Genomic DNA, 26,089 nt, shown 5'->3' with positions numbered 1-26,089 from the left:
TAATCTTTAACAATTGCGCGAATGAGCTAATCATTGAACGCCAGGCGTTCAAAGCAGTAGTATAAGAATCAACAGGTAAACATGCATAGGATGTAAATTTTCATGGACGAGCACATTAAAATTTCGCCGACCCAGCAGGCCATACGCATTCTGGATTATTGGCACAAAATAGAGTTTTTCGAATCAACCGATATTAAAGACCTTGAAGACAATGCGGATGGTGTCATTCAGCTGAACATGGAAGATTTGCAGCACATAACATCACTTCCCTGGATTGAACCTCAGCAAGTCAGACGCGCAGGCAATGACTATTCACCTGATAAAAAATACCGTTACGAGCTTTTTTTTGGCATTTTTGACCGTGATGAAATATTCCAGCAAGCCCAGCCTTTTTTAGGTGAAAACAGTGATATTAATAATGATGCACTCGGTAATGAAGGTCGTACCTGTTCGATAAAATGTAAGCTTGACCATAATGGAATTATTGACAGTGAGAGCTTTGAGTTTTCCACCGTAACCTGGGCATTAGGTCAGTTAGCTAAAGGAGGGTTAGATAAACTTAACTTTGATGCCTATGAAGTCGATACAAAAAAATTACAACAGCGATTTAAAGAAATTATTACGGTCGCTGAAAATTTAAAAAAACAACATCAGCTACCGTCTATTTTAACCACTTTCGAAATCATTGCCTTTTTAAAAGCAATGGCGCAATGGACGAGCTTTACCCCTCACCTTCCTGCGCCTGCGCTGTTCATTAAGTTAAGTGAAACCAAACCTGGAAAACTCAATATTTCAGCGCCACCAAATCCGTCCTTACTCGCAGAGATAACTGACGCGGCTGAACAGGCATTTTCAAACGATTCGCATCCCTCTCCGGATTTAGCGTCTTACTCCTCAAGTGAAATCAGCATATTAAATAGCTTCTACTTACGTGATCTTGAAAGAGCAATTGAGGATATTAAGCAGAATAAATTAGATGTGGACTCGCCGATAGGACGCTATCTCACGGGCAGTCGGAAGAGGAAAGCTGATCTACTTCTTCCTGCAGGCCGAGCGATATTGGTAGAAAAATTACGATTATCCCAACTCCCCGTCGGGCGCTGGCTTTCCGATAGCAAACATAATATGAGTTTAATGCAACAGTTTGCCATTAATACTCTTGAACAAGAACTTACTCATCGCGGGTTATATTCAGTTAATGGTCCGCCGGGTACAGGAAAAACCACCTTACTACGTGATATAATTGCGAATAATATCGTTAAGCGTGCTGCCGTCCTTGCAAATTTTGATCATGTTAAAGATGCCTTTTCTGGCTCGATCACCATCAGTGTTAATGGCGATACGCGAAAAATACCCTGTCTTCGCCCTGAACTATGCGGCTTTGAAATGGTGGTGGTTTCAAGCAATAATGCCGCAGTTGAAAATATATCACGCGAATTACCACAGTTAAAAAGCTTGGGCGATGAGTGGCAACATCACGATTATTTAAAATCGGCAGCACGTAAACTTGCGGCGTTTTCCCGCCCCCTAAAAAAAGATGAAAAACAAGAAGGTAAAACCTATCTTATTGATCCCCTCGCGCCAGAAGATGATTGCTGGGGATTAATTGCTGTCGCTTTAGGTAAGAAAAAGAATCGTGATCGATTTAAAGAAAGAGTTTTTACGCAAAATCACACAAAAGCCGTGACTTCACCGCCAGCCGATGAATACAGACATCTTTTTGAATCGCTAAAAAATAAAAACATTCCGAGCTTTTCAGTAGCTAAACAAAATTTCATTGCGGCGCAAAAAAACTATCAAAGCATTATTCAAGAACTTCAGCAGCTTGAAAATCTGAACGATCTTGTCAATAGCTTGCATCAACAGCAGCTTAAACAACAAAAATCACATTTACGGATATTAATGCTTAATAGCCAAATTGAGCGATGTGCGGAACATTTGCCGAACTGGTGGACGTTAAAATTCGTGAAAATTCTTCGGGTGAAAGCCATTATTACAGGATTACAAAGCAGATTACGTTCTGCAACTGCAGCGCTAACATTGACTGAAGAACATTTGCGGCAAACCCAGCGTAAACTGGACGCTAAACAACAAGAATGCTCAGCGTTACAGATTAAGTATCACGATACTATTTTCGCCTCTGATAATATCAATATTGAAGCAGAAGACGTTCAGCGTACCGCATTCGGCCATGGCGCAATGTTGAATGCAGCCCGAAGTCAGCTCTCAGCATGTGCTTTAGATTTACATCATGCATGGCTGAAAGAGGCTTATAAAGAGTGCAACTTACTTAAAGTTATATTCTCAGTCAGCGACGCCATAAACGGTGGAGTAGCAGAAAGCAAAGCATGCCTCGCCTTATGGCAAATTCTCTTTATGATTGTGCCGGTAGTGTCTTCAACATTTGCGTCCGTCTATCGTCAGTTTATGCATTTAGGCGCCGGTGATATTGGATGGTTATTTATTGATGAAGCTGGGCAGGCAACGCCTCAACAAGCAGCTGGAGCATTATGGCGTGCCAAACGTGCTGTAGTGGTGGGAGATCCTTTACAGATTGAGCCCGTTTTCACTATTCCTCCTGCCTTCGTGGAAGCGTTAGCTCAGCGTGCTTTCGCCGATGAGTGGCGCGAATGGTCTCCAACGGCGCAATCAGTACAAAATCTGGCAGACAGAGTGAATCCCTATGGTTCGGCACAAATTTCAAAGGATAAATGGCTCGGTAGTCCTCTGCGCGTCCATCGGCGCTGCGATGAACCCATGTTTAGTATTGCTAACACTATTGCCTACAACAACAAAATGCTACACGGCCGGGACAAACGTTGGCCTACCGACAATCATCTTTGGGGAGAGAGTTGCTGGTTAGATGTTTGCGGTGAAGTAAGAGGTAAACATTACGTTCCCGCACAGGGACAAAAAGTACTCATGATGATTAATGACTGGCTTGCACATCATGATGCGTTGCCTGACGTCTATATTATTTCTCCCTTCAAGCAGGTCAAAAACCAACTTAAATCACTGTTGAGCCTCGAATTGAAAGGCATTAAAGATATCCGCCGCTGGATTGATGATCGGGTCGGCACCGTTCATACCTTTCAGGGAAAAGAAGAGAAAAATGTCATTATTGTGCTCGGTTTGTCGGCTAATCATTGTGGCGGAGAGAAATGGGCATCCTCAAAACCTAACTTACTCAACGTTGCAGTAACCCGGGCGCAGCAACGGGTTTATATCATTGGAAGCAAGGCAATCTGGGCAGGATGTGATTATTTTACTGTCGCTAACGAAATGCTGAGCAATATGGTGCGCCCTGAAGTGCCCGAGCAAATGACTGTTGTTTCATCTGACTAAGTAAGCGAAAGCACCGCCACAATCTGTTGCCGCAGCCACTGCTGGGCTGGATCGCGGTGCAGACGCTCATGCCACAACAGCAAAATATCAAAGCCCGGCACGTCCAGCGGCAAATCGATAACCGCAAGATGCGTCGCGTGGCGCACCAGTCGCTCAGGCAACACCGCCACCAAGTCGCTGTTCGCCAGCGTTTCCTGCATAAACAAGAAGTGTGGCACCGAGAGCACCACGCGGCGTGAGCGTCCCAGCTTTGCCAGCGCCTCATCGGTGGCTGCGCTAAAGCCACCGCCATCCGGCGATACCATGACAAACTCCAGCTGGCAGAATTGATCCAGCGTCGGCGGACTTTGCAGTTGCGGATGATCGCGCCGTCCCGCCAGCACATAGCGCTCGCTGAACAGTTTACGTTGGTGCAGCGTCGGCAGCGCGTTATCCCCGGTATGAAACACCACATCCAGCTCACCTTTTTCCAACTGCTTCGCTAGCTGCGGCGGATTGAGTGCCAACACCGCCATGCGGCTTTGCGGCGCTGCAGCGCGGATCAGGTTGAGTACGGGCAGCACTAACGCCGACGAAGTGTAATCGGTGGCGGCGATACGCCAGGTGTTTCCGGCATTGAGCGGGTTGAAAGTATCGGGCAGTGCCACTGCTCGTTCGACCGCTGCCAGCGCCAGACGCAGCGGCTCACGCAACGCTTCTGCACGCGCCGTTGGCAGCATACCGCGCGGCCCCGGCAACAACAGCGGATCATTAAAATGCTGGCGCAATCGTGCCAACTGAGCGCTGACGGAAGGCTGTGAGAGATGCAGGCGCTGCGCCGCGCGCGTGACGTTGAGTTCGGTTAACAGCACGTTGAGGGTCTGCAACAAATTCAAATCCAGCGAATTGATATTCACTTTGTCTATACCTGAGATATCAGCAATTGATTTCTACTATAGCCAGCATCGACTTAGTCTGCAGTTGTTTTCACCTATTTGGATTAAGCTCATGAATGTACTGATTGTGTATGCCCATCCGGAACCGCGCTCGCTAAGTGGTTCACTCAAAGATTTCGCCGTGCAGCATTTGCAGAATGCCGGACATCAGGTGCAGGTGTCTGATTTATATGCCATGCAGTGGAAAGCGCAGCTCGACGCTGACGACACGCGCGCCCCGCTCGTGGGCGACTATTACGATGCCACCATAGATTCACGCTTCGCCTATGATCATCAGTTGCAGGCCACCGCTATCGCCGCCGAACAGGAGAAATTGCGCTGGGCCGATACGGTGATTTTCCAGTTTCCACTGTGGTGGTTTTCGATGCCCGCCATTATGAAAGGCTGGTTTGATCGCGTTTACGCCAACGGTTTTGCTTACGGCGTGGGCGAGCATAACGAACAGCATTGGGGTGATCGTTACGGCGAAGGCCATCTCAGCGGCAAACGCGCGATGCTGGTGGTGACGACGGGCGGATGGGAATCGCACTACAGCCCGCGCGGCATTAATGGCCCAATTGCCGATCTGCTGTTCCCGATTCATCACGGCTTGCTATTTTATCCCGGCTTTAGCGTGCTGCCGCCGCTGGTTTTCTACCGCGTACAAAAATCGGCAGCAGAACGTTTTGCTGGCTGGTGTGATGCGCTGGCAACGAGGTTGGATACATTGGCAGAAACGACGCCGATTCCTTATCGTCAGCAAAATGGCGGTGATTATGAAATTCCTGCACTGACGTTAAAAACGGAGTTTGTACCGGAAGAGAGCGGTTTTGGCGTGCATGTGAAGCCGTAAAAGGCAGCAGGCTCTGCGTTGAGCCTGCCGTTATTCGTACAACCAGCGCCCTGCTTTCGCTGATTCAATCAACATTCCCAGCGTGAAATCGGGCACTACAGGTACTTCACGCTTGTTGAAAGGATTGAGAATCTGCGCCAGCGATGGCTCAGCGGGATAGTACGTTTCAATGACAAATCCGCCGCGATCGACGCTGAACTCGCCGAAGAACTCATCCATCAGGGCAGCGGCTTCTTCACGCTCGAAGTTAAGATCGCTATCAATATCAATCTGCGGCGTCAGCGTCTTTTGCTTAAACAGGTACACGCCGTCGTAACGTCGCACCAGCTCGTAGATACGCTGCTCAATTTCAACTGTCATCGCTTCTGTACCTCCACTGATTTCACCGGAGCGCCATTCTGCCATGCAATCTCAACAGTTGAATGAAAAAAAATCTCTGCCAGAGAATTTTGAGACAAAGGGAGATATATCGGAACGGAGGGCGTGTTTTCAGCCAATTACTAAATTGGGCGCCTGGGCAGACGTGACAGTCAGAGCAGAAAAAGAATCGAGGAGTAAATCAGGGTGAACGCTTGGTTTAAAATGAAGTAGGCGATGAGACGAAGAGTTTTAAAGAGAATCTTAGGAGCGATGTGATAACGCAGAACAATCGAAAAAGCCGGATTTTAGATACAAAAAAAGCCGCTCGTAAGCGACTTAATTTTGCATCAATCGATGGTGCGAAGGCCGGACACGACAATTCGATATAACAGCATGTATTTAAATGTTTTTTTTATAAAAAAATAAAAAATTGACCTCTTATTTGACCACCATCTAAATTTCTATGCTTTTGCCAAAAAACTAAAATATTTCTAATGAAATTGGTGAAATCATTGACTTGTCAGTAAAACAAGGTAAATATTCTTAAAAACACTTAAACCATGTTTTAAGGAGACTTTATGGATGAGGAATTACAACAACTTATAAAACTAAAGGTTCTTAGTAAGCCGCCAGAAGTTACTGTATCGACAGGTTTTGTACACAATAAATTAACTGGCTGCGATAATCCTTACAAGATTACATTAGGCTGGGATTTAATATCGGCTTATGAATGCGATAGACAATGGACCAGCTTCAGACTTCAAATAGCTGCTTTGTTAGCAAAAATGTCAGAACCAGATCGTCAGAAAGAGTTGCAAATGATTCCTAATGAGGACGGGCATTGGCAATGGTTGGACAAATCAGCCTTACTGAAAACAGATGAGTATAAATGGTTTTTCTTTAAGACGGACGATAGTATTGAAGCAGTCTGTCTGATATATCACCCAAAAAAATCAATAAGTTCGAAAAAAGATGTTTTTTATATTGAATTTATAGCGGTCGCTCCATGGAATAGATATAACCCGTGCAGTGAAAAAAAGCACAAAAATATAGGATCCATTCTTTTAAAAGAAATAATGAAATATTGCACTATTAAGTTAAATTTCGAAGCTGGTATGTGCTTACACTCCCTTCCTCAAGCTAAAAGTTTTTATGAGGAAAAACTTGGAATGGTTCACTTTTCTGATGAAGATAAGGGGCCTTTATATTACTACGAAATGAATGATCATAAGTTCATAGAGTTTATGAGAGCTTAAAATGAAAGATGATTATGAAGAAATTTTTTTAGGAAAATATAGTTCATCCGACTTCGGTAGCTTTTATCGAGAATATGAATCTTGCATTAGAGAGTTGAACAATGCACCCAATGAATTTAAAAAAATACTAAAAAAAGACATAAAAAACAACGTTAACATAGACGATATTTTTCAGAACCGCGATCAATTGGAAAATCATAGGAAGTTTTTCCGTAAGAATAGTAAAGCTAATGATTACGTTACTGATTACTGGTTATCCAAAGTCAACAAAAAATCTACTATTATCAGCTTGTCTAATAACATAGAGTTTAATGAACTTACTATTGAACAAGCATTTGATATCTTATCTGTCAATTTTACTACAGCGTCATTCCTTGAGATGCCATCTTTATTGCTTAAGCATGGAATTATATTGGTTTATGAAAAGTCAATCCCAGGTCTAAATGTAGATGGTGTCGTTTATAAAAACTCAAATGGAAATCCTGTCATTGCTCTTAGCATTAGACATAACAGGCTAGACAATTTCTGGTTCACACTAGCGCATGAGATTTCTCATATAATTTTGCATTACAACCAACTCGACACAATAATTATTGATGACTTTGATAAGTTAGATGAAGAGCATATTGAATATGAAGCAAACAGATTAGCGGCTGACTTATTAATTCCTCGGGCGACATGGAGAAGTAGTCCGGTGAAGTCATCCTCAAAATCATATGATGTTATAACTTATGCTAAAGAAATTAATGTTCACCCTGCTATAATTGCAGGAAGAATCCGACGAGAAACTAAGAACTATAAAATACTTACTGATATTATATTTAAAACGGATTTAAGAAAGGAGTTATTTTAATGGACAACTATATACCTTTTTTGAAATTTAAAGGAAGTGAAATAAGTGCGATTAAGGCATTGGAAAAAAAACACAAGGGCAACGAGTTTGTTCCGTTTTTTGACTTCCCAAGAAAAAAGCCAAAAAAATCAAGAAGATTGGATGCTCCACTTCCAAGCACAAAAGATGAGCTTTTTGCAAAGGACATTATTAGATTAAAAAGAAAATTTGAACTCAATTTATCTTTCCTAAAGAAATTCTATTTAGATAACTTTGACGTGGAAGACACAATTTCTTATAAAGGGCAATATACCTACAGGAGCATCATTCAAACATTTGGACCACTTGGTATGATACCGGTCATTGGTTTAGATCGCCACAATGATCATTTACCGAGTATTCTTGATGGCATACGTAGTGGAAATTTAAAAGCTGATCAAATAGCAATTAGGCTTACAGTAGACGATTTTGAGTCATATAAATTCTCCCACAAAGAATTGCTAAATTTACTTGATGCCGTCTTTCTTGAATTTGAAAACATTGAAATAATATTTGATTGCAGAATATGCCATTCAAACAGTGGGCACAATCTCGCCACAATGATCACTGATTTCATAAATGAATTACAAAAAGAAATTTATGTAATCTCCAAATTTATTGTCAGTGGCTCATCTATACCAGCATCAATTAAAGATTTGATAGAACCAAGATCTGAGAAAGACATCAGTCGTGAAGAGTTGGTTGTTTTTCAAAAAATGCTTTTAAGTACAACTCAAGATCAAACAAGTAAATTATATTTTGGGGATTATACTTGCGTCAGCCCTGACTATTCAGACGTTGAACTTTTTGACGAAGATATGGATAACGTTACTACTGCAAAAATAATATACCCATATAAAAACAACATCATAGTTATACGTGGGGGCAGATTTAAAAGTGACAGAAAACAAATAAAAGACCTCGCAACTAAATTAGTCAACAAGAGCCATATTTATCGCGGTGACATTTATTCAAACGGAGACAAATATATACATAATCAATCTAATGGAATTGGCAGTGCTGCAACTGCAGCATCCATCGTTCCACACTTGATAAACTTACACTTAACTTACATGCTTAATAAATGAACTTTGCCGTAATATAAGCGCAGAGCTGATTTTCTCACTCAGCTCTTTTTTACCCATCTCCTCTGCCAATATAAAACCAATATTTTCTCTCGTCATATCTCTTTTCTTAATAAAAATTTCCATTTCGGATAAAATCCCAAGCATTTCTTCCTTCCATAAAGTCTGCACAGCAGTTTTTTTATCAAAAAATGGGTTACTAAGCGCTTTCCTTAAGTAATTAAGGATTATTTTACCTGCACTTTCCTTTGCAATTATTATCCCCCAAAAACTTGGGGTATGCTTTAGAGCTTTTTTACCATGTTTTTCTGTTGTAACCAATGTTATCTTTCTAAAAGCAGCATTGTAATACTCCCCCTGAGTTTTTAAACGTTCAATTTTATCTCCCTCACCTTTGATTTCAAAACAATGGCTTTCTCTATATATAGCCACCACGTCTGCAATTGCATTTCCATTACTGACGGACAGCTCATGTATGATACGCTGAGGTCGATTTTTTTTATTTATTAATGATCTTACAAGTGCCTCTCGTATCGCCCTATCATTAAGCATTTTAATTTACCTTTTCCTAAGTAGAACCATTATACAATCTATCTCTATAAATTAATATCAAGCTCCACTTGTTTTACTGATCGAGCACCACATAAGTATTATGGTCGCTATACCATATGTAAAGCTATAAGCCATAGCGCGCAATGCTATCCCCGCCACGCCTGCCCGCTTTATGCAACGTTTTTCATGCAGGTGCATGCCACGGGCCGGGCCGCGCCCGGTATGGCCTGAATGGAGATAAACGATAATTGGTTTTGCATGCAGATCCATGCACGCTATGCATGCACGGCTCTTTACAAAGCGGCTCGCCAGAAAAAAGGCTTCAGAAAGACAAAGTACAGGTATAAAAAAGCCGCTGGTCGGGCAGCGGCTGTGCGGGATTAATGGACCTGGCGGAATGCAGAACCATAACGGCCCAGCGTCTGGCGTTCCCTGACCGGTTCCGGTGGTGCTTCCGGTACGTTTTCCGGCTGTGGCGGTGCGGTGATGACCTTTGTGATGCTCTCATTCGTCTTGAAAGTACAGGAGCAGTCGAGGTTAGTGCACTGGTGATAACGCTCTTTTACCTGCTCTGACATATAGCGGCTCGATTTGGTATGTGCCGCGCTTTTGCAGTAGGGACAGTGCATCATTTCTGGCTGCCCTCATGAAGCTTTGCACGCTGCGCCCGGATTGATTCAGCCAGCTTCTGGCGGCGCATAGGATGGCGGTAAAGCTCCATATCAATACCGGTAAGCGGCGGACGATACAGACCAATATTCTCCAGCAGCGGAGCCTCATTTAGTATGCTTTCTGGCAGAGCAGCAGCCGCCCGCGTCAGCGCTTCACCGACCAGATAAGCCACGTCCTTAATACTATCCCGGTCGTCTCCGGCAAACGTCGGGGAAAGCTCTTCGCGACGGAGACGCAGCTTAATGGCCCACAGCAGCGACGGACTTACGTTACGCAGGGCTGACTGCCAGTGCGCATCCGCGAACCCGGTAAAAGCCTCCCGGTGCGATTCAACATACTCTTTACCACTGCCGCAGCATTTCAGCATCGCCTCCTGCTTATCCAGCGCCAGCTCTTTAAGCAGCCCGCCGAACTCATCGGCCAGTTCACGGCTGGCGATGCGCTGAGAATGTTCGGCGCGCAGCTCGTCGGTGAGATTGCCTCGCAGGTTGCGAAAGCTCGTGCGCCAGTTGCTCTCGGCTTCTTTCCCTGCCTCGATGGCTGCCTGCTGTTCTTTTTCACAGCGGGCGATATCGGCGCAGATGCCGTTATAGGCTTTCATCCTTTCGGTATGTTCAGCGTGGGCTTTCTCGAAGCGTTCCAGTGATGCAGGTTTCTGTTCCGGGGTGGTCATGATTGTCTCTCATCGTCTGTAAAGGATGAGGCCATTCTGTCGTGTACCACAGGACAGCGCATTTCATTGCTTTCCGCCTGTCGATGAACAAACAAGGGCAAAACCGGTACGGGATGGCCCCCTAACTGATGATATTTCTTATATAACTGTTCACTGGTATTCACTGAGATAAAAAAGATAATAAATACAGTACTTAAAGTAGTGAACACTTTAAAATTAAGTCTTCACCGAGTATTCACCTGTGTTCACACAGTCTCAGATAACAGCTTTTTTTGGCGAGCCTTTTTCAGATTTTAATCCTATTAATTAAAGATTTTTAATCGCTGAAAGCTCTTAAAAGGCAAACGCTGGCAAACGTTGGCAAACAAAGGCAAACAGGAGGTAAGAGAAGTGCTATTTGCTCATTTTTCAGCAATAAGGGGGTTGTTTACTTCACCAGAAATATAAACAGAATAGGGAGTTACCTGAAGACACCACCGGAACCGGACAGCACCGGCCGGACTCATAATGAGGTAACACCATGCACGCAGTTTCATCCGTACCGGCTCCTGCCATTACCGCAATCCGTGACGCCGTTTTCCCGCGCGACCGCTTCATGCGCCTGCCGGAAGTCATCAGCACCTGCGGCCTCTCACGCTCAACCATTTACGACTTAATCAGCCGGGAGCAGTTTCCATCGCAGATTTCCCTGGGCGGTAAAAACGTCGCCTGGCTGGCGTCAGAGATTGACGGCTGGATGCAGGCCCGCATCGCACAGCGCGCCGGAGGTACAGCATGATTACGCTGAATGTCGGCACAAAAACCTTTCCGCTCACCCGCGAAGAAGCCGCCTTTGTCGCGGAAAGTCTGAAGGCGGCGGTCAGCGGCAAACCCGCCACGACCCCGGCTTTTACCAGCGGGATGCACGGCCATATTTCCGTGCTGAGTAAAAAAGCGAAGCCTGTCACGCAGGGCGCAAAAAAAGATGACGGGAAATTCCGATCAAATCCGCCGCAATCCGATCACGTCCTGACCGGTTGCTGAGGAAAACGCCCCGATGAGTGAAAAAAGGCTTTTCTCTGGCGAGCGGCCGTTATACAGTTTTTGTGCTGCCGCAAAATCGGCAGCCGGGCGTAGGAACCCGAGTTACTCAATGGCGACACCAGACGCGCCATGCGTCTTTTTTTGTGTCTATGCCTCGGTGCACTCATTATCCGGGCAACGGTTCTTTAGCCGTTGCGCCGTCTGCGTAATGGTGGCCCGGGCGGGGCAGCCTTCGGGCTGGCCGGTATCCATTGAGGCCGGTATTCCTACCCCCGTCCGGGCTGCCACCCATGAGCGTAGGAACTCCGGTGGTAGCAGCAACCGCTACTCAATGGAGATTGTCCTCATGACAACGGCCCTTAATGCCGCTCACCCCAAATTCACCTTTATTTTTGCCGCCGTGCGCCGCACCGATGCCGCCGCCCGTCCCTGCATGCTGCGCACTGTAGCAGGCGATGAGCGCAGCGCCCGCGCCAGCCTCACCCGTGATTACGTCCTGTCCTTTGCCGGTCGTCTGCCGGTTAAGGCGGTGGCGGCATGAATACCCTTTCTCAACACCTGAATAACCATGACACCTACCCTATTCCCCACGCTGACTATCTGCGTCTGCTGCACGCGCACACGGTCGGCGTGACCGTGCTCGATATGTTCGAATCGGTGAACTGCCTGAGTGCGCGCGGATGCGTGCCGGACGGCGCGGCGCTGGCCTCGGTCGTCGCCCTGCTCACCGACCAGCTCGGTAAAATCGTTGAAACCTGTGAATCCCGCATGTTAGCCACGGAGGCCCGCCATGATGACCGTTAATCACTCCTGCCTCCCCGTTGAGGTACGCACCGCCGTTTACCGTCGCGCACTGGCGCAGGGCTACCTGAACACCTGCAAAAGCCTCGGCATCACCGTGTCAGCGACGCTCGATGAGCTTCAGATGACCATTGCCCTTGAGCTGGAAGGCTTCTATGTGCGACGCCACGGCCCGGATGCAGGCATGGAGATGGCCTGCACCATGCTGGGCGATATGGTCGAGCCTGATTTGCTGACCGCGCCGCCGCGCCTGACGCAGCTAGGTATCACCATGATGGATGAACTTTTCCCTAGCCAGCTTGCGGCCGCCAGCCGCATCACGCTGCATTGAGGGAGAATGCAGATGAAACATATCGTCTCTGACACCGTAAAGGCGGCCACCGGATTCTGGCCGCAGCTTCTGCCTGCCCTCGGTATCAGCGTGCTCGCCGGGGGGCGACACGGTGCCTGCCCGGCGTGCGGCGGTAAAGACCGCTTCCGTTTTGACAATCAGGACGGGCGCGGAACGTGGCTCTGTAACCAGTGCGGGGCCGGTGACGGCCTTAACCTGGTGGAAAAGGCGCTCAGTATCAGCGCTAAAGAGGCCGCCATGAAGGTGGCCGGAATGCTCGGCACGCTGCCGGAGTCAGCCCCGTTTATGCATTATGAAGCCGCAGACAAAAGCCGCGCGCAGGCAGACGCAGCCGCACGGGCGCAGGCACTTATAGCCGCTGCCGTCAGCCGCACGGACAACGCCTACCTTTCAGCGAAAGGGCTGCACGGCACGCAGGCGCTCACACTTGGGGAGGCGCTGCGCTGTGGTGGTGTCAGCTTTGCCGCCGGGGATGTGCTTATCCCGCTGACCGGCGAAGACGGTACCGCCATTAACGTGCAGCTCATCAGCGCCGCAGGCGATAAGCGCACCCTGCCCGGCGGACAGGTGAAAGGCACGTACTGGCTGGCAGGCGAGCCGGATGGCAAAACGCTGTGGCTCACCGAGGGATACGCTACCGGCCTGACCGTGCACCGGCTGACCGGCCAGGCGGTTTACGTGGCGCTGAGCGCCAACAACCTGCCCTCACTGGCAAAGCGGCTGCGTGAGTCATACCCCGCCGCGCTTATGCTGATTGCCGCCGACCGCGACGACAACGGCACCGGCCAGTTAAAGGCAGAGGAAGCAGCGAAAGCCTGTGGCGGTAAAGCCACCCTGCCGCCGGTTGCGGGTGACTGGAACGACGTTTGGCAGGCGCAGGGCGATTTCGCCACGCAGGCGCAGCTCACCACTTTCACCCAGCCGCAGCCACTCAGTCCTTTTGAATCCGTCAGCGAAGCCGACCTGAAGGCCATGAGCGCCAGCCAGAAAGCCGAGCTGCTGGTCGCCCATTATGGTGAGGCGCTGGCCGTGCCGCCGGTCGGGGAGGAAATCTGCCGCTATGAGAACGGCGCATGGCAGGTGATGGAAGCGAAGACGCTGCGCAGGGAAATCGCCGCGCTGTTTCAGAAGGTGCGCGCACCGTTCTCCGCTGCCGGTATCGGCAGCGTGCTGGACACGCTCAAGCTGATGGTGCCGCAGATGGGTGAACCGTCCCGCCGCCTGATTGGTTTCCGTAACGGCGTGTATGACACCACAACAGGCACCTTCGGCCCGCATCGCCGCGAAAACTGGCTGCGCACGGTCAACAGCGTGGACTACTCCGCACCTCGTCCCGGCGAAAATCTCGCAGACCACGCACCGCACTTTTACCGCTGGTTAACGCGGGCTGCCGGACACAATCACGACAAGCAGGAGCGTATTCTCGCGGCGTTATTTATGGTGCTGGCAAACCGCTATGACTGGCAGATGTTTCTCGAAGTCACCGGCCCCGGCGGCAGCGGTAAAAGTGTCATGGCCTCGATAGCCACTCTGCTGGCTGGAAAAGACAACACCACGTCCGCAACCATCGACACGCTGGAATCTTCCCGCGAGCGCGCCAGCGTGGTGGGCTTCTCGCTGGTTATCCTGCCAGACCAGGAGAAATGGAGCGGCGACGGCGCGGGCATCAAGGCGATAACCGGCGGCGATGCGGTTGCCATCGATCCGAAATACCGCGATGCCTATTCAACGCACATCCCGGCCGTCATTCTGGCGGTGAACAACAATCCGATGCGCTTCAGAGACCGCAGCGGCGGTGTTTCGCGCCGCCGGGTTATCCTGACGTTCCCGGAAGTGATACCGGCAAAAGAGCGTGACCCGCAATTGCTGGACAAAATCAGCACCGAGCTGGCCGTGATTGTTCGTCATCTGATGCAGCGCTTCGCGTCACCCGATGAAGCGCGCGAGTTGTTGCAGGCGCAGCAATCATCCGGCGAAGCGCTGGAAATAAAGCGACAGGCCGATCCACTGGTCGATTTCTGCGGCTACCTGATGCCGCTGAGCACGCCGAACGGACTGTATATCGGTAACGCCAATATTCGCCCGATTAACCCTAAGCGCTATCTCTATCATGCGTATCTGTCATTTATGGAATCGCGCGGCCATCAACATCCGCTCAGCCTGACGGCTTTCGGCCAGGCAGTGCCGCAGACGCTGAAAGAGTATGAGCGCGTATTGCTTAAGCGCAGGACGAATAACGGTATACAGACCAATCTCACGTTACATGAGGATAGCGAGGCGGATTGGCTTCCTGCATGTAGTAAATAATCCCCGCAGCAAACGAACCGGCTCAGGCCGGTTTTTTTACGACCCAACCCGGAATGATCGCTCCACATGAACACCCGTGTACACGCAGCCTACAACCGATCACCACCTAACTAGCTGATTTTAAAAACCTATAATGCAAGGTGAACAGTGTGAACACTTCTCATTAAAACTTTTTATTTTGTAAAGCGCTTTGCGAACTCATATGGGGTCACATGTGATCCACTGTTGCTATCTAGATAATCTGCCCACCATTGCACCATAAGACGACGCTCTTCAAGGTGCTCAGCTTTATGGATATACGCAGCTCGCACACCATTTCTTTCCTGATGGCTCATTTGCCTTTCAACCGCGTCGCGTGACCAAAGCCCCGACTCAACTAAAGCGCTACACGACATGGCCCGGAAACCATGGCCGCATATTTCCGTTTTAGTGTCGTAACCCATTACTCGCAAAGCATTATTAATGGTGTTTTCGCTCATGGGCTTTGTCGGACGGTGATCACCTGGAAAGATAAGGTCTCTATTGCCGCTCAATTCTTTGATTTCTTCCAATAGCGCCAGAGCTTGCCGCGAAAGCGGAACAAGATGGACGGTACGCATCTTAGAGCCTCGATGAGAGTGTTTAACCCCTTCAATAGCTTCACGCTCGGCAGGAATAGTCCAAAGTGCTTTTTTAAAATCAACTTCTCCCCACCGCGCAAACCGAAGTTCACTGGAGCGGATAAATACATACAGGCTGAGTTTCAGGGCCAACCTGGTAAGTAAGCGCCCCCTGCTGGCTTCAACACGCTGAAGAAATTCAGGCAGGCGTTCCAGTGATAAAGCTGGGCGATGAGTCGCTTTTCTGGTTGCGATTGCTCCAGCAAGGTCTTGAGCTGGATTTCTTTCAATCAGACCGCTTTGAACGGCATAACGCATTATGCCTGTAACACGCTGCTGTAGACGCGAGGCTACATCCAACCGACCGCTTTGCTCTACTTCACGCAAGGGGTGCAGTAGATCACGTGTCGTTAAGTCGGCGATGTTCCGCATTCCGATGGCTGGAAGTATGTTGCGCTCCATATCACGCCATACTCTTGCTGCATGGCCATCCGACCAGCGTTTGTTACTCGCATGCCAGTCACGAGCTACCTTCTCAAAAGTGTTAAGCGCAGCCTGCTCTTGTTGTTTAATTTCTTCTTTTTTGGCATTAGGGCTGATGCCATCAGCAAGTAGAAGGCGAATTTCATCGCGTTTTTCGCGCGCTTTAGCCAGCGTGATCAGAGGATATGCGCCGAGTGCAGCTCTGCTCTCTTTGCCTTCAAAGCGATATTTAAGATACCAGCGTTTAGATCCGCTTGGTTTGATAAGAAGGTATAGCCCATGGCCATCCGTGAGCTTGTATTCTTTTTCGCGAGGCTTTGCGGTACGGGCCGCAACGTCAGTTATAGGCATGATTTGGGGGTCAAAAGTTTATCGAAGCGAAGTGACCCCTATCTTGACCCCCAACTATGTTGGATGTCAACGGATGTGCCCGGATGGATTTGGACCAAAAAAAAAGCCTTTCGGCTTTAATTTCAGGGAATTATGGACTATCCCGGACGTTCTCGTATATCTCAATGGTGCCGAAGGTCGGACTCGAACCGACATGTATCTCTACGGTTGATTTTGAATCAACTGCGTCTACCGATTTCGCCACTTCGGCACTGAAGAGGATGCGGAAAACGTTGGGGATTATACCTTTACACGCAGAGTGCGCAACTGGAATCGTTGGGGATGTGCGCTAAGCGCTGAAAAAAACAGCATTTTGCGGCTAACTGCTTGTTATACCGCCAATCCCATCAGCCGCAGCGAGATTAGCGAAAACCAGAACGGTCCCAATTTTCCCCAATCCGACCTGTTAACTGGAACTTTCCGAATCCAAACCTCTCTTAACCAAAACTGACGCAGTCAGAACATAAAAGACAACGAGGTTGAGATGAAATTACAACGTATGATTTGGGGATGGGGCATTGCGGCAGCGATGGTTGCGGGGAGCGCATCAGCAGCAAGCTGGCAGGATCAGTTGAGTAGTGCAGCATCGCAGCTGTCACAGCAGAACAACAGCACCAGCAATACCAACACCACGCAGAATGGCGGCATGTCACTCTCTTCGCTAACCGGCCTGCTGAACGGCGGCGATAAAGCGGTGAGTTCTAACAGCATGACCAACGCCGCAGGCGTGATGTCCTATTGCGTGCAGCACAACGTAGTGGATAACAATGTGACATCGGTTAAGGATCAGGTGCTGAGCAAGTTGGGTTTAAGCAGCCCTGCCGCGCAAGAACAAAAAACGGATTATCAGCAGGGTTTGCAAGGCTTGCTGAATACCGGCAATGGCCAGCAGTTGAATCTGCAAAGCCTGAGCAACTCGCCGATGGGTGAGAAGCTGAAAACCAAAGCCTGCGACGTGGTACTGAAGCAAGGCAAAAAATATATCGGCATGTAAGGACGCGCCGGTATCAAGGCGCGAGCTGTCCCTCGCGCCTTTTCTTTAATCCAACAATGCTTGCGTCTCCTGCACCGTCCCCTGCAACAGCTCCCGCGCCTGCTCCAGCGATCGAATATTGGTATAGCCAATCACCAGGCCATAGCGTTTCTGCGTCTGCATATACCAGCCGGAAAGTGGCAATACGCGTAGCTGATGACGTTGCCAAATCTCCGCCAGCGCCTTGTCCTGGGTGCCGTGTGGCAGGAAGGCAACAATGTGCATACCGCCATCGGTTAGCTCAAAATCAAAGACATCCGGAAAACACGCCTGCAAGGCATCCAGCATCATGCGGCGTCGCTGCTGATAGAGAATGCGCATCTTTTTGATGTGGCGATAGAAATGCCCTTCGCTCAGGAACTGCGCCAGAATCTTTTGTGGCAGCAACGACATGCCGGTTTCAAGGATTTCCCCCAGTTCGCTGAAGCGCGCGAGCGTCTCTTTTGGCATCACCAGATAACCCACGCGCATGGCTGGCATCATGGTTTTGCTGAAAGTGCCGGTGTAAATCACCCGATCGTCTACATCGAGGCTTTTCAGCGCCGGAATCACTTTGCGCGTGTAATGAAATTCGCCGTCATAATCATCTTCAATAATCCAACTCTGGTTCTGCTGCGCCCACTCCAACAGCTGATGCTTACGCGGCAGCGATAAGGTCACCGCCAGCGGGCTGTGATGAGTTGGTGTGACGATGGCGAAACGCGCATCCGCGTGATAACGCAGCAGATAATCGACATTCATGCCATGACGATCGACCGGCACGTAATGCAGATTCGGCGCGATCCGCTTCAGCAACTGTTGCCCGAAGAAGTAGCCGGGATCTTCAAACATCACCTTGTCGCTTGGCTGCGCCAGCACCGCCAGAATCAGTCGCAGATTGGCGCGATAGCCGCTGGTGATAAAGATCTGTTCCGGCTGGCAGTTGAGCCCACGCGAAATGTTCAGGTAGCTGGCGATGGCTTCCCGCAGCGGCTGATAGCCCATAACCGGCGGCAAAATCATCTCATCCGCACGCAGGCTGCGCGCGGCTTTGCCGGAAATCAGCAGCCACTTCTTGTGCGGAAACGCATCCAGCGCCGGAATGCCAAGCCGCAGCTCGCCTTTACTCTCACGCTGGATCAGCGCGCTGGCTGGCGGCGCAGGCAGCGCTTTTTTTTCTGTCGCCGCCGCCAGAATCAGTTCTGGATTGACCCGCGTACCCTTCGCGCCCTGACTAACGAAATAGCCTTCGCCGATAAGGATTTCATAGGCGGCTTCCACTGTTTTTCGCGCCACCTGCAACTCGCTCGCCAGCGTGCGAATCGCCGGTACGCGATCGCCCGGCTTCAGCTGCCCTGCGAGAATTTGCTGGCGATATCGCGCATAAATCTCTTTGTACCCCACGCTATGTCCTACCTTTTTTTACGTTTTTTGTCTCTTTTAACTCAGACATAGAAGTTTAAGATGCACGCATCAACCACGCAATGCATCGCCATCTCGCTTGAGGAAGAAATGAATGAAACTGCTGCACATCAAAGTCAGCCCCGATTTGGCGGGTTCGGCATCGCGCATCGCCTCGGCGCATTTAGTGGAAAAGCTGCGGGTGCAACATACCGATCTTGATGAGACTGTGCTGGACCTGGCGCAACATCCGCTGCCGCACCTTGATGCCTTTACCATTGGCGCTTTCTTTACCCAGCCAGATCAGCGCGATGCAGCGCAGCGGGCCGCCATCCACACCTCGGAGCGTTTGGTCGATCAGCTGTTTGCCTGCGACACGTTGGTGATCTCTTCGCCGATGTGGAACCTCGGCTTGCCGTCGGTGCTGAAAGCCTGGTTCGACCATATCACCCGCGCCGGACGCACCTTCGCCTTCACCCCGGATGGCAGCAAAGTCGGGCTGGTGAACGGTAAAAAAGTGTACAGCGTCGTCGCCAGCGGCAGCATGTTTGCGCACGGCCCGTTCGCGCAGGATGACCAGTTCACGCCTTACATTCGTGTGGCGCTCGAATACATCGGCATTAGCGATGTGGAATTTATCCGCGTTGACGGCACGCACGATCCCGTCAGCCGCGCTACCGCTTTACCCCATGCACTGCAATCCATTGAACGTTTATTTTGCTAAAGAGGACAACACCATGACGTCACGCGTTAACCATTTCAAAAACATTCCCGCGCTGGTGAAAACCTTAGGCGACGCCACCGCTGCGCTGGGGAAATCGTCACTCGATACCACCATTAAGCATCTGGTTGATCTGCGTGCATCGCAACTCAATCAATGCGCGTTTTGCGTAGACATGCATGTAAAGGAAGCCAGGCTGCACGGCGAGCGCGAGTTGCGTCTGCATCATGTGGCAATCTGGCGTGAATCACCGCTTTTCACCGCCAAAGAGAAAGCTGCGCTGGCGCTGACCGAAGCCTTGACGCGTCTGGGCGATCACGGCATCGATGAAGCGCTGTACAACGAAGTGCGCGCCCATTTCTCCGAAGTCGAAACCAGCGAACTGACATTCTGCATCGCGGTGATCAACACATGGAATCGCCTGATGGTGCTTTCGCAGATGACGCCGGGCGCACTGGATAGCGCGTATGGTTTGGATCGTGCTGATTTACGTTAATTTTTACCGCCAGTAGCTCACGCTGCTGGCCGTACCATGTTCATCTGCGCTGCCTGAGGCTATAGTGAGATTTTGCACCACACAGGACAGCGCACATGAAAGGCATCAACATTGCGATTTACTTCGATCCCGACCAGATTCACATCTGCGTTCACCAGCAGGATGACAGCTATCTCAGCCAAACCTTTATTTACGACGACAGCGTAATTGAAGAGATTTATCAGTGGCTGGAGCAGTTCACGCCTAATCGCACCCACATTTGCCTGATTGAGCACGATACCGCCGATATTCTTGCCGATGAGTTGGTGGATAACGGTTTTCACGTCCATCAGGTGACGCAGCACGATCTTTTGACCTGGTTCGCCAACGAACCGCCCGCCGAGCCCGATGGTTCACCGGTGCGCGCGCTGCTGCGTTATCTGGAGAACGAGCAGCCATCCGAATACCAGTCACGCACACCGCAGATTGAAGCGTTGATGGACCTGCTGGATGAGCTGGACGATCTCGAAGGCGTGGATGAAGTCGAAGATGAAGACCATCTGCCGGATGACGTGCTGCGCCTGATGAAGCAGAAGAAAATTAGCGTGCAAGACGCCGCCCAACGCCTGCTGCCGGATGTGAATGAGCGCATTCGCGAGCATTTGATTAACTATCCCGAACTGATGACGCCCGAACTGCTGCAGGATTTCTTCCCCGAGCTGCTCGAAGCGCTGGATACGCCGAAGCATTGATGTTCGGGTAGGTGCGGTGCCCACCACGGTCGCCATAAATGGCGACCGTGGTGGGCCGTAACTGCGCGGTTCGGTTTTTGTAGGGTCGCCATTCATGGCGACCCTTCGGTGGTGTGCCGTATCTGCGCGGTTCGTTTTTTGTAGGGTCGCCATTCATGGCGACCTGGGAATGTAAGGAAATTTCATGCTGGAGTTGTTTAAAGCCATCGGGCTGGGATTAGTGGTGATTTTGCCGCTCGCCAATCCGCTGACTACCGTGGCGCTGTTTCTCGGCCTGGCGGGAGACATGAATTTTCAGGAACGTAATCGTCAGGCGATGCAGGCCTCGATCTACGTATTCCTGATCATGATGGTGGCGTGGTACGCGGGCAGCGCGGTGCTGCACACGTTTGGTATCTCGATCCCCGGCCTGCGCATGGCGGGCGGACTGATTGTCGCGTTTATCGGTTTTCGCATGCTGTTTCCAGCGAAACCGGTTGGGCATTCGGTTGAAGCTAAGCACAAGCTGGATGAGCTTGATGCCAGCGATAACGATCGCGAAACCGTGAATATCGCCTTTGTGCCGCTGGCGATGCCGAGCACCGCTGGACCGGGAACCATCGCGATGATCATCAGCTCCGCCTCCACGGTAAAATCGGGTGTGGATTTCCCGACGTGGGTGGTTGCCGTCGCGCCGGTGCTGACGTTTTTGGTCGTGTCGGTGATTCTGTGGATTTCGCTGCGCAGTTCTGGCGCCATCATGAAGCTGGTGGGTAAAGGCGGGATCGAGGCGATCTCAAGGCTGATGGGCTTTTTGCTGGTGTGTATGGGCGTGCAGTTCATCATCAACGGCGTGTTGGAAGTGATTCACAATTACCATTGAGTCGTCGCATAAAACCAGGTCGCCATGAATGGCGCCCCTACGTTGTAGGGTGCGCATTAATGCGCACCTGGTTTTAATCTTATTACTTCAACGTCTTACGTACTTCCGCCACCTGATCTTTGGTCACCGCCGGGGCATTGTTGCTCCAGCCCTGACGAATGAAGGTCGCCAGTTTAGCCACTTGATCATCATCCAGACGCTTAGCAAAATCTGGCATCGCCAGCGTTGATGGCGCCTTCTCAGTCGATGGCTGCTGCGCACCGGCCAGAATGGTGTGGATCAAACCGCTTGGATCTTTGGCATTGACGATCGTCGCCTGATCCAACTCTGGGAAGATCCCCGGCGCACCTTTACCGGTGACAAAGTGACAGGCGCCGCAGTTGTCGATATACAGACGCTCACCTTCCGACAAGCCTTTCGCGGCAGTCAGTTTCGCTTCGGTTGCCTGTTGCTTCTGTACGTTGTACGCCTGCAGCGGCGGATTACCCCCCAGGAACTTCAGATAGGCGGCGATCGCTTTCAGGTCGGCATCTGTCATGTGCGAACTGGAGTGCTCAATCACCGACTTCATCTCACCGCCCACCGCCGCCTTGTCGTTACGACCGGTTTGCAGGTAATCGACAATCTCTTGCTCGCTCCAGCGTGGCAGACCACGCAGTGACGGCACATCCCAGTTGTTCAGGCTGCCACCGGCGAGGAACTGATCGTCGCCGCTATCCAGCGCTTTCTCATTCATGCCAAGACCGCGCGGCGTATGGCAGCTGCCGCAGTGGCCCAGGCTCTCCACGATGTAAGCGCCGCGGTTCACTTCTTCAGACGCGCCACCAATTGGCTGGAAAGGTTTGTCTGAGGTGAATGCCCAGTTCCAGAAGCGCATGCCCCAGCGCTGGCTGAATGGGAAGCTCAAATCGGTTTCTGGCGGCTGCTCGCTGCTTGGCTTCACGCCCTTCATGAAATAGACATAAAGCGCGTGCATATCAGCATCGGAGATCTTGGCATAATCCGGATACGGCATCGCCGGATAGAGACGCGAACCGTTCGGCAGCACACCTTTGCGCACCGCGTCCGAGAACTGCTGCTCGCTGTAGTTGCCGATGCCGTGCTCTTTGTCCGGCGTGATGTTGGTGGAGTAAATGGTGCCGAGATTCGACTCAATCGCCAAACCACCGGCGTAATCCCCTTTGCCAGAAACGGTATGGCACGCCATACAGTCGCCGAGGCGCGACAGGTATTCACCCTGCTTGATCAATTGAGCTTCATCTTCCGCGTGAGCCTGCATGGCAAAGCTGCCCAGCAGCACGGCGTTGGCGATTAACAATGATTTTAATTTCATGCGCTTATGCCTGTACCAGTGGACCGGGATTTTTCAAATAATGTTCTTTGATTGCTTGTGCTGCCATCAAGGTGATCGCGCCGATGGTATCGGTCGGGTTCGCCTGGAAGTTTTGCGGGAAGGCATTGCCGCCCGGCACAAACACATTGTGAACATCCCAGCTCTGCAGGTACTTGTTCAGTGCAGAGGTTTTCGGGTTATCGCCCATCACCGCGCCGCCCACGTTGTGGGTCGAAACGTATTTGGTCAGGTCAAAGTCCGCGCCCATCGGCAGGAAGCTCATGCTCATGCTGTCCGGGTTGAGTTCTTTGGCGATGTTGCCGACGATCCCTTTCAAGTGCTGTTGCAGCTTGAGTTCGTTCTCTTTCCAGTTGAACGTCATGCGCAACAACGGCTGACCGCGATGGTCGGTATAGTGCGGATCGAGGTCCAGATAGATATCGCGATACGACTGGCAAGTGGTGGTGATGCTGATCTTCATGGAATGGTTGTACCACTCCTCCAGACCTTCCTTGTAGCCCATGCCCCAGCTCGGTGTACCTTTTGGCAACGCTGCCGCCATTGGCGTACCGGTGGCCTGCGAACTGTGGATCTTGGCGCCGCCCAGGAAACCAAGGCCCGGACCGTCGAAGTTGCCTGGTGAGATGTCGTTGAACATCTGGCCGGTAGCGCCTGCGGTGGCGTAAGAGTTGAAGTTTTTGTCTTTGAAGAACAGCGTTGCGCCGCCGTTCGACAAGAACGCGTAGTTACGCCCTACCACACCTTCTTCGGTGATTGGGTTATACGGTTTGCCGATACCGGACAGCAGCATCAAACGCACGTTGTACAGCTGGAAGCTGGAGAGCACCACGATCTTCGCCGGCTGGAACACTTCGTTGCCGTCGACGTCATAGTAAATCACGCCTTTCGCAGTTTTCTGATCGTCGTGCAGTACCACTTTCACCACTTCTGCGTGTACTTCATAAGAGAAGTTAGGCATACGCTTCAGTGAATCCATCACCGCGGTTTGTGGTGAGGCTTTCGAGTAGTTCAGGCACGGATATTTCGAGCAGTAGCCGCAGTAGTTACACGGCGCGATCTGGTTGCCGTACGGGTTTTTCCACGCACGCGATACGCATGCAGAAGGGTTCGGGAACGGGTGATAACCGAGTTTGGTCGCCGCTTCTTTGAACATCACGTTGTTCAGCGTGTCTTCCAGCGCAGGCAACGGATAAGGTTCAGAGCGCGGACCTTCAAACGGATCGCCGCCCGGCAGAATCTGACCGCGCAGGTTGCCGGTGTTGCCGGATTGGCCGCAGATCAGCTCAAACTTGTAGTAATACGGCTCGATCTCTTCCCAGGTGAACGGGAAGTCCATCACGCGCATATCTTCCTGCAGGATGCCCGGCTTGTAGGCCTCATCCACGTAGGTTTTCAGCTTCAGATCGGTTGGGGTTGGACGAATCAGAACCGCCGTCCAGTGCATGCCCGCGCCACCCACGCCGGTACCCGGCGCAAATGCGCCCCACTTGCGGGTCGGCAATGCAGTCTGGTTGCTGTTGTAACGTACGGTGACCGCCACTTCTTTCGGGGTGGCGAATACTTTGTTACGCACGTTGTAAGCGTATTCATCTGCCGGTTTCGGATAAGCGAAATCCGGGTAGTCACGCTCGCCGCCGCGCTCTAATGCGCGCACTTCTAAACCAGCCAGTGCCAGTTCAATACTCATCAACGAGCCGGCCCAGCCGAGGCCGCAAACGACGACGTCGACTTCTTTCTTTGTAATCTGTGCCATGTTAATCCTGTCTCACATACCAAAAACGGGGGTGTGCTTACGCGCTTTCACCCAAGAGGCTGACCGGTCCCAGCGGGTACGGCACGTTGTGCTGCTTCACCCATTCGGTAAAGCTGGCGCGTGCGCCCGGGAAGCCGATGGCAATCCAGGCTTTCATGCCTTTGTTGCCGCCGTACATCGGGTCAGCGAGGTAGCCGTGTTTGGTATCTGAAAGCAGCTGGCTGAAGAACTGCGAGGCTTTCAGGTTCTCTTCGCCAAGTGCCGCGAAGTCGATACCGTCGTTTTTGTTCACTTTGGTCAGAACCGCATCTTTCTCTTCCAGTGACAGCGCATGGAACGGTTTCTGGAAAGTGTTTTGCGTCCACTGATTCACCAGCTTGATACCGGTTTGGTACATCTGCTGTGGTGTGAACGGAATTTGGTAACCCATGGTCGCAGGCGCATGCACGTCAAAGGGACCTTGCATGTAAATCTCTGCACCGAACTCCGGGCTGTGCAATTGCTGATCGATAAAGATCGGCACGTTGGTTTCCAATGCACCTGGCGCTTTACCTTTGCCGCCAGCAGGAATCAGGCGATCGGCCGCAGCCATGATGAATTGCCACTCATCGGCACTGAAAAAGATCGGTTTATAGTCGGCGAGCTCGGGCGCTGCCATCTCCGCAGCTTGTGCTGCAGTTAATCCCTTAAATACCAAGTCACTTAATGGCAAAGCCAGTAGCGACCCAAGTAAAAACTTACGTCTGGTGGTCGGTTTATTTAGAAGCATGGCGCGACGATTCTCACTTGCTAAGAAAGATAATTATTTTTGTTAATAGCTTTATAAATCGGTAAATAACCTGGCAATATTAGGGATATAGGTATTTCAGAATGTAAAAATTCAATTAACAATGTGTTTTGATGAAATTCAGTCATCATGTTGAATTTAGGTTATGGCTTGGTGAAAGGTTTTCGAGGCGAAAAAAGAGGTTTTAACCGTACATTTGATGGGATATTGGCACTAATAAGTGGGCATTTGACCAGGTATTATCGCGCTGAGCAATAATCGCATAAATGAATCAATGAAAAAAAATCATACTTCCATACCAGAGAATTATTCTCATTTATAACATCTTATTTACTTTATTGCCCAGCAGATGAACAATCTATTTCGCGGAAATGACAAGTCGCGCACAAAATAAACGCAATAATACCCAACCGTAATCAATTGTTATTTTCCGGCA

Annotated in this window: 26 protein-coding genes and 1 tRNA gene; 16 read left to right on the top strand and 11 right to left on the bottom strand. The window is 50.3% G+C overall.

The genetic code is table 11. The features are described from left to right. Positions 1–102 precede the first annotated feature (102 nt). On the top strand, positions 103–3,345 hold the full coding sequence (locus AC6I8K_RS02840; protein WP_497826202.1) for a DEAD/DEAH box helicase: 3,243 nt from the start codon (positions 103–105) through the stop codon (positions 3,343–3,345). On the opposite strand, the gene AC6I8K_RS02835 is transcribed toward AC6I8K_RS02840, so the two are convergent. Then, complete coding sequence (locus tag AC6I8K_RS02835; RefSeq protein WP_497826201.1) at positions 3,342–4,241, bottom strand: LysR family transcriptional regulator; 900 nt, start codon at positions 4,239–4,241, stop codon at positions 3,342–3,344. The genes AC6I8K_RS02840 and AC6I8K_RS02835 overlap by 4 nt on opposite strands. A gap of 91 nt (positions 4,242–4,332) precedes the next feature. Here AC6I8K_RS02835 and AC6I8K_RS02830 point away from each other — a divergent pair, with 91 nt between their 5' ends. Continuing rightward, positions 4,333–5,112 (top strand): NAD(P)H-dependent oxidoreductase, encoded by a 780-nt coding sequence (locus AC6I8K_RS02830; RefSeq protein WP_497826200.1) that lies wholly within the window; start codon positions 4,333–4,335, stop codon positions 5,110–5,112. 30 nt (positions 5,113–5,142) lie between these two features. On the opposite strand, the gene AC6I8K_RS02825 is transcribed toward AC6I8K_RS02830, so the two are convergent. After that, positions 5,143–5,472, bottom strand: coding sequence for a DUF1493 family protein (locus AC6I8K_RS02825; RefSeq protein ID WP_064737687.1), 330 nt, complete (start codon positions 5,470–5,472; stop codon positions 5,143–5,145). A 578-nt stretch (positions 5,473–6,050) separates the two neighbouring features. On the opposite strand from AC6I8K_RS02825, the gene AC6I8K_RS02820 reads away from it, so the two are divergent. From AC6I8K_RS02820 to AC6I8K_RS02810, 3 genes are read left to right on the top strand one after another with little or no spacing between them, the layout of a single operon-like run. Further along, positions 6,051–6,728 (top strand): hypothetical protein, encoded by a 678-nt coding sequence (locus AC6I8K_RS02820; RefSeq protein ID WP_497826199.1) that lies wholly within the window; start codon positions 6,051–6,053, stop codon positions 6,726–6,728. 1 nt (position 6,729) lies between these two features. Beyond that, positions 6,730–7,581: an ImmA/IrrE family metallo-endopeptidase gene (locus AC6I8K_RS02815; RefSeq protein ID WP_497826198.1), complete on the top strand. Its 852-nt coding sequence runs from the start codon at positions 6,730–6,732 to the stop codon at positions 7,579–7,581. After that, on the top strand, positions 7,581–8,687 hold the full coding sequence (locus tag AC6I8K_RS02810; protein WP_497826197.1) for a beta family protein: 1,107 nt from the start codon (positions 7,581–7,583) through the stop codon (positions 8,685–8,687). Before AC6I8K_RS02815 ends, AC6I8K_RS02810 begins: the two co-directional genes overlap by 1 nt. Here the strand turns inward: AC6I8K_RS02810 and AC6I8K_RS02805 are convergent. From AC6I8K_RS02805 to sid, 3 genes are all read right to left on the bottom strand, one after another. Beyond that, on the bottom strand, positions 8,664–9,236 hold the full coding sequence (locus AC6I8K_RS02805) for a sce7726 family protein (RefSeq protein WP_497826196.1): 573 nt from the start codon (positions 9,234–9,236) through the stop codon (positions 8,664–8,666). The two genes, AC6I8K_RS02810 and AC6I8K_RS02805, sit on opposite strands and share 24 nt — an antisense overlap. A 380-nt stretch (positions 9,237–9,616) precedes the next feature. Continuing rightward, entirely contained in the window at positions 9,617–9,868 is a 252-nt protein-coding gene (locus tag AC6I8K_RS02800; protein ID WP_058781709.1) for an ogr/Delta-like zinc finger family protein, read from the bottom strand. Further along, positions 9,865–10,581, bottom strand: coding sequence for a capsid size-determining scaffold Sid (sid, locus tag AC6I8K_RS02795; RefSeq protein WP_497826195.1), 717 nt, complete (start codon positions 10,579–10,581; stop codon positions 9,865–9,867). The genes AC6I8K_RS02800 and sid overlap by 4 nt, the downstream gene beginning before the upstream one ends. Before the next feature lie 520 nt (positions 10,582–11,101). On the opposite strand from sid, the gene AC6I8K_RS02790 reads away from it, so the two are divergent. The 6 genes from AC6I8K_RS02790 to AC6I8K_RS02765 are packed head-to-tail and all read left to right on the top strand — an operon-like array spanning position 11,102 to position 15,064. Then, positions 11,102–11,359: a helix-turn-helix transcriptional regulator gene (locus AC6I8K_RS02790; RefSeq protein WP_115757892.1), complete on the top strand. Its 258-nt coding sequence runs from the start codon at positions 11,102–11,104 to the stop codon at positions 11,357–11,359. Then, on the top strand, positions 11,356–11,604 hold the full coding sequence (locus AC6I8K_RS02785) for a hypothetical protein (protein WP_497826194.1): 249 nt from the start codon (positions 11,356–11,358) through the stop codon (positions 11,602–11,604). The genes AC6I8K_RS02790 and AC6I8K_RS02785 overlap by 4 nt, the downstream gene beginning before the upstream one ends. A 13-nt stretch (positions 11,605–11,617) precedes the next feature. Continuing rightward, complete coding sequence (locus AC6I8K_RS02780) at positions 11,618–12,145, top strand: host cell division inhibitor Icd-like protein (protein WP_497826193.1); 528 nt, start codon at positions 11,618–11,620, stop codon at positions 12,143–12,145. Beyond that, positions 12,142–12,408 carry a hypothetical protein gene (locus tag AC6I8K_RS02775; RefSeq protein WP_497826192.1) on the top strand — a complete coding sequence of 89 codons (267 nt, stop codon included), beginning with the start codon at positions 12,142–12,144 and terminating at the stop codon, positions 12,406–12,408. The genes AC6I8K_RS02780 and AC6I8K_RS02775 overlap by 4 nt, the downstream gene beginning before the upstream one ends. Then, entirely contained in the window at positions 12,395–12,736 is a 342-nt protein-coding gene (locus AC6I8K_RS02770) for a DUF5375 family protein (RefSeq protein WP_497826191.1), read from the top strand. The genes AC6I8K_RS02775 and AC6I8K_RS02770 overlap by 14 nt, the downstream gene beginning before the upstream one ends. Positions 12,737–12,748: 12 nt before the next feature. Then, complete coding sequence (locus AC6I8K_RS02765; protein ID WP_497826190.1) at positions 12,749–15,064, top strand: primase-like DNA-binding domain-containing protein; 2,316 nt, start codon at positions 12,749–12,751, stop codon at positions 15,062–15,064. A 173-nt stretch (positions 15,065–15,237) separates the two neighbouring features. Here AC6I8K_RS02765 and AC6I8K_RS02760 read toward each other — a convergent pair whose 3' ends face one another. After that, a complete protein-coding gene (locus AC6I8K_RS02760) occupies positions 15,238–16,497 on the bottom strand; it encodes a tyrosine-type recombinase/integrase (protein WP_425017444.1) in 1,260 nt (419 codons plus the stop codon). 165 nt (positions 16,498–16,662) lie between these two features. Continuing rightward, positions 16,663–16,747 (bottom strand) — tRNA-Leu (locus AC6I8K_RS02755). A gap of 273 nt (positions 16,748–17,020) precedes the next feature. On the opposite strand from AC6I8K_RS02755, the gene AC6I8K_RS02750 reads away from it, so the two are divergent. Then, the gene (locus tag AC6I8K_RS02750; protein WP_483816742.1) at positions 17,021–17,530 is read left to right on the top strand and encodes a YjjA family protein; all 510 of its coding nucleotides are present in this window, start codon (positions 17,021–17,023) and stop codon (positions 17,528–17,530) included. Positions 17,531–17,575: 45 nt separating this feature from the next. Here AC6I8K_RS02750 and pdxR read toward each other — a convergent pair whose 3' ends face one another. After that, on the bottom strand, positions 17,576–18,952 hold the full coding sequence (gene pdxR / locus AC6I8K_RS02745) for a MocR-like pyridoxine biosynthesis transcription factor PdxR (protein ID WP_497826189.1): 1,377 nt from the start codon (positions 18,950–18,952) through the stop codon (positions 17,576–17,578). A gap of 112 nt (positions 18,953–19,064) precedes the next feature. On the opposite strand from pdxR, the gene AC6I8K_RS02740 reads away from it, so the two are divergent. The 4 genes from AC6I8K_RS02740 to AC6I8K_RS02725 all read left to right on the top strand — a co-directional run bounded on the left by AC6I8K_RS02740 (position 19,065) and on the right by AC6I8K_RS02725 (position 21,759). Next, positions 19,065–19,673, top strand: coding sequence for an FMN-dependent NADH-azoreductase (locus tag AC6I8K_RS02740; protein ID WP_483816740.1), 609 nt, complete (start codon positions 19,065–19,067; stop codon positions 19,671–19,673). Positions 19,674–19,686: 13 nt separating this feature from the next. Continuing rightward, complete coding sequence (locus AC6I8K_RS02735; protein WP_064737691.1) at positions 19,687–20,166, top strand: carboxymuconolactone decarboxylase family protein; 480 nt, start codon at positions 19,687–19,689, stop codon at positions 20,164–20,166. Between the two features lie 95 nt (positions 20,167–20,261). Further along, a complete protein-coding gene (locus AC6I8K_RS02730; protein WP_483816739.1) occupies positions 20,262–20,897 on the top strand; it encodes a hypothetical protein in 636 nt (211 codons plus the stop codon). Positions 20,898–21,081: 184 nt separating this feature from the next. Further along, entirely contained in the window at positions 21,082–21,759 is a 678-nt protein-coding gene (locus AC6I8K_RS02725; RefSeq protein WP_497826188.1) for a MarC family NAAT transporter, read from the top strand. Positions 21,760–21,841: 82 nt separating this feature from the next. On the opposite strand, the gene AC6I8K_RS02720 is transcribed toward AC6I8K_RS02725, so the two are convergent. The 3 genes from AC6I8K_RS02720 to AC6I8K_RS02710 are packed head-to-tail and all read right to left on the bottom strand — an operon-like array spanning position 21,842 to position 25,635. Continuing rightward, positions 21,842–23,092 (bottom strand): c-type cytochrome, encoded by a 1,251-nt coding sequence (locus AC6I8K_RS02720; protein ID WP_064737694.1) that lies wholly within the window; start codon positions 23,090–23,092, stop codon positions 21,842–21,844. 4 nt (positions 23,093–23,096) lie between these two features. Continuing rightward, positions 23,097–24,866, bottom strand: a complete 1,770-nt coding sequence (locus AC6I8K_RS02715; RefSeq protein ID WP_483816737.1) for a GMC family oxidoreductase — start codon at positions 24,864–24,866, stop codon at positions 23,097–23,099. A 37-nt stretch (positions 24,867–24,903) separates the two neighbouring features. Next, positions 24,904–25,635, bottom strand: a complete 732-nt coding sequence (locus AC6I8K_RS02710; RefSeq protein ID WP_483816736.1) for a gluconate 2-dehydrogenase subunit 3 family protein — start codon at positions 25,633–25,635, stop codon at positions 24,904–24,906. Positions 25,636–26,089 lie beyond the last annotated feature (454 nt).

The organism is Pantoea sp. X-Soil-ISGK-421 (assembly GCF_059730785.1).
The sequence above is the reverse complement of the archived record's forward strand: the minus strand, read 5'-3'. Positions and strand labels throughout refer to the sequence as shown.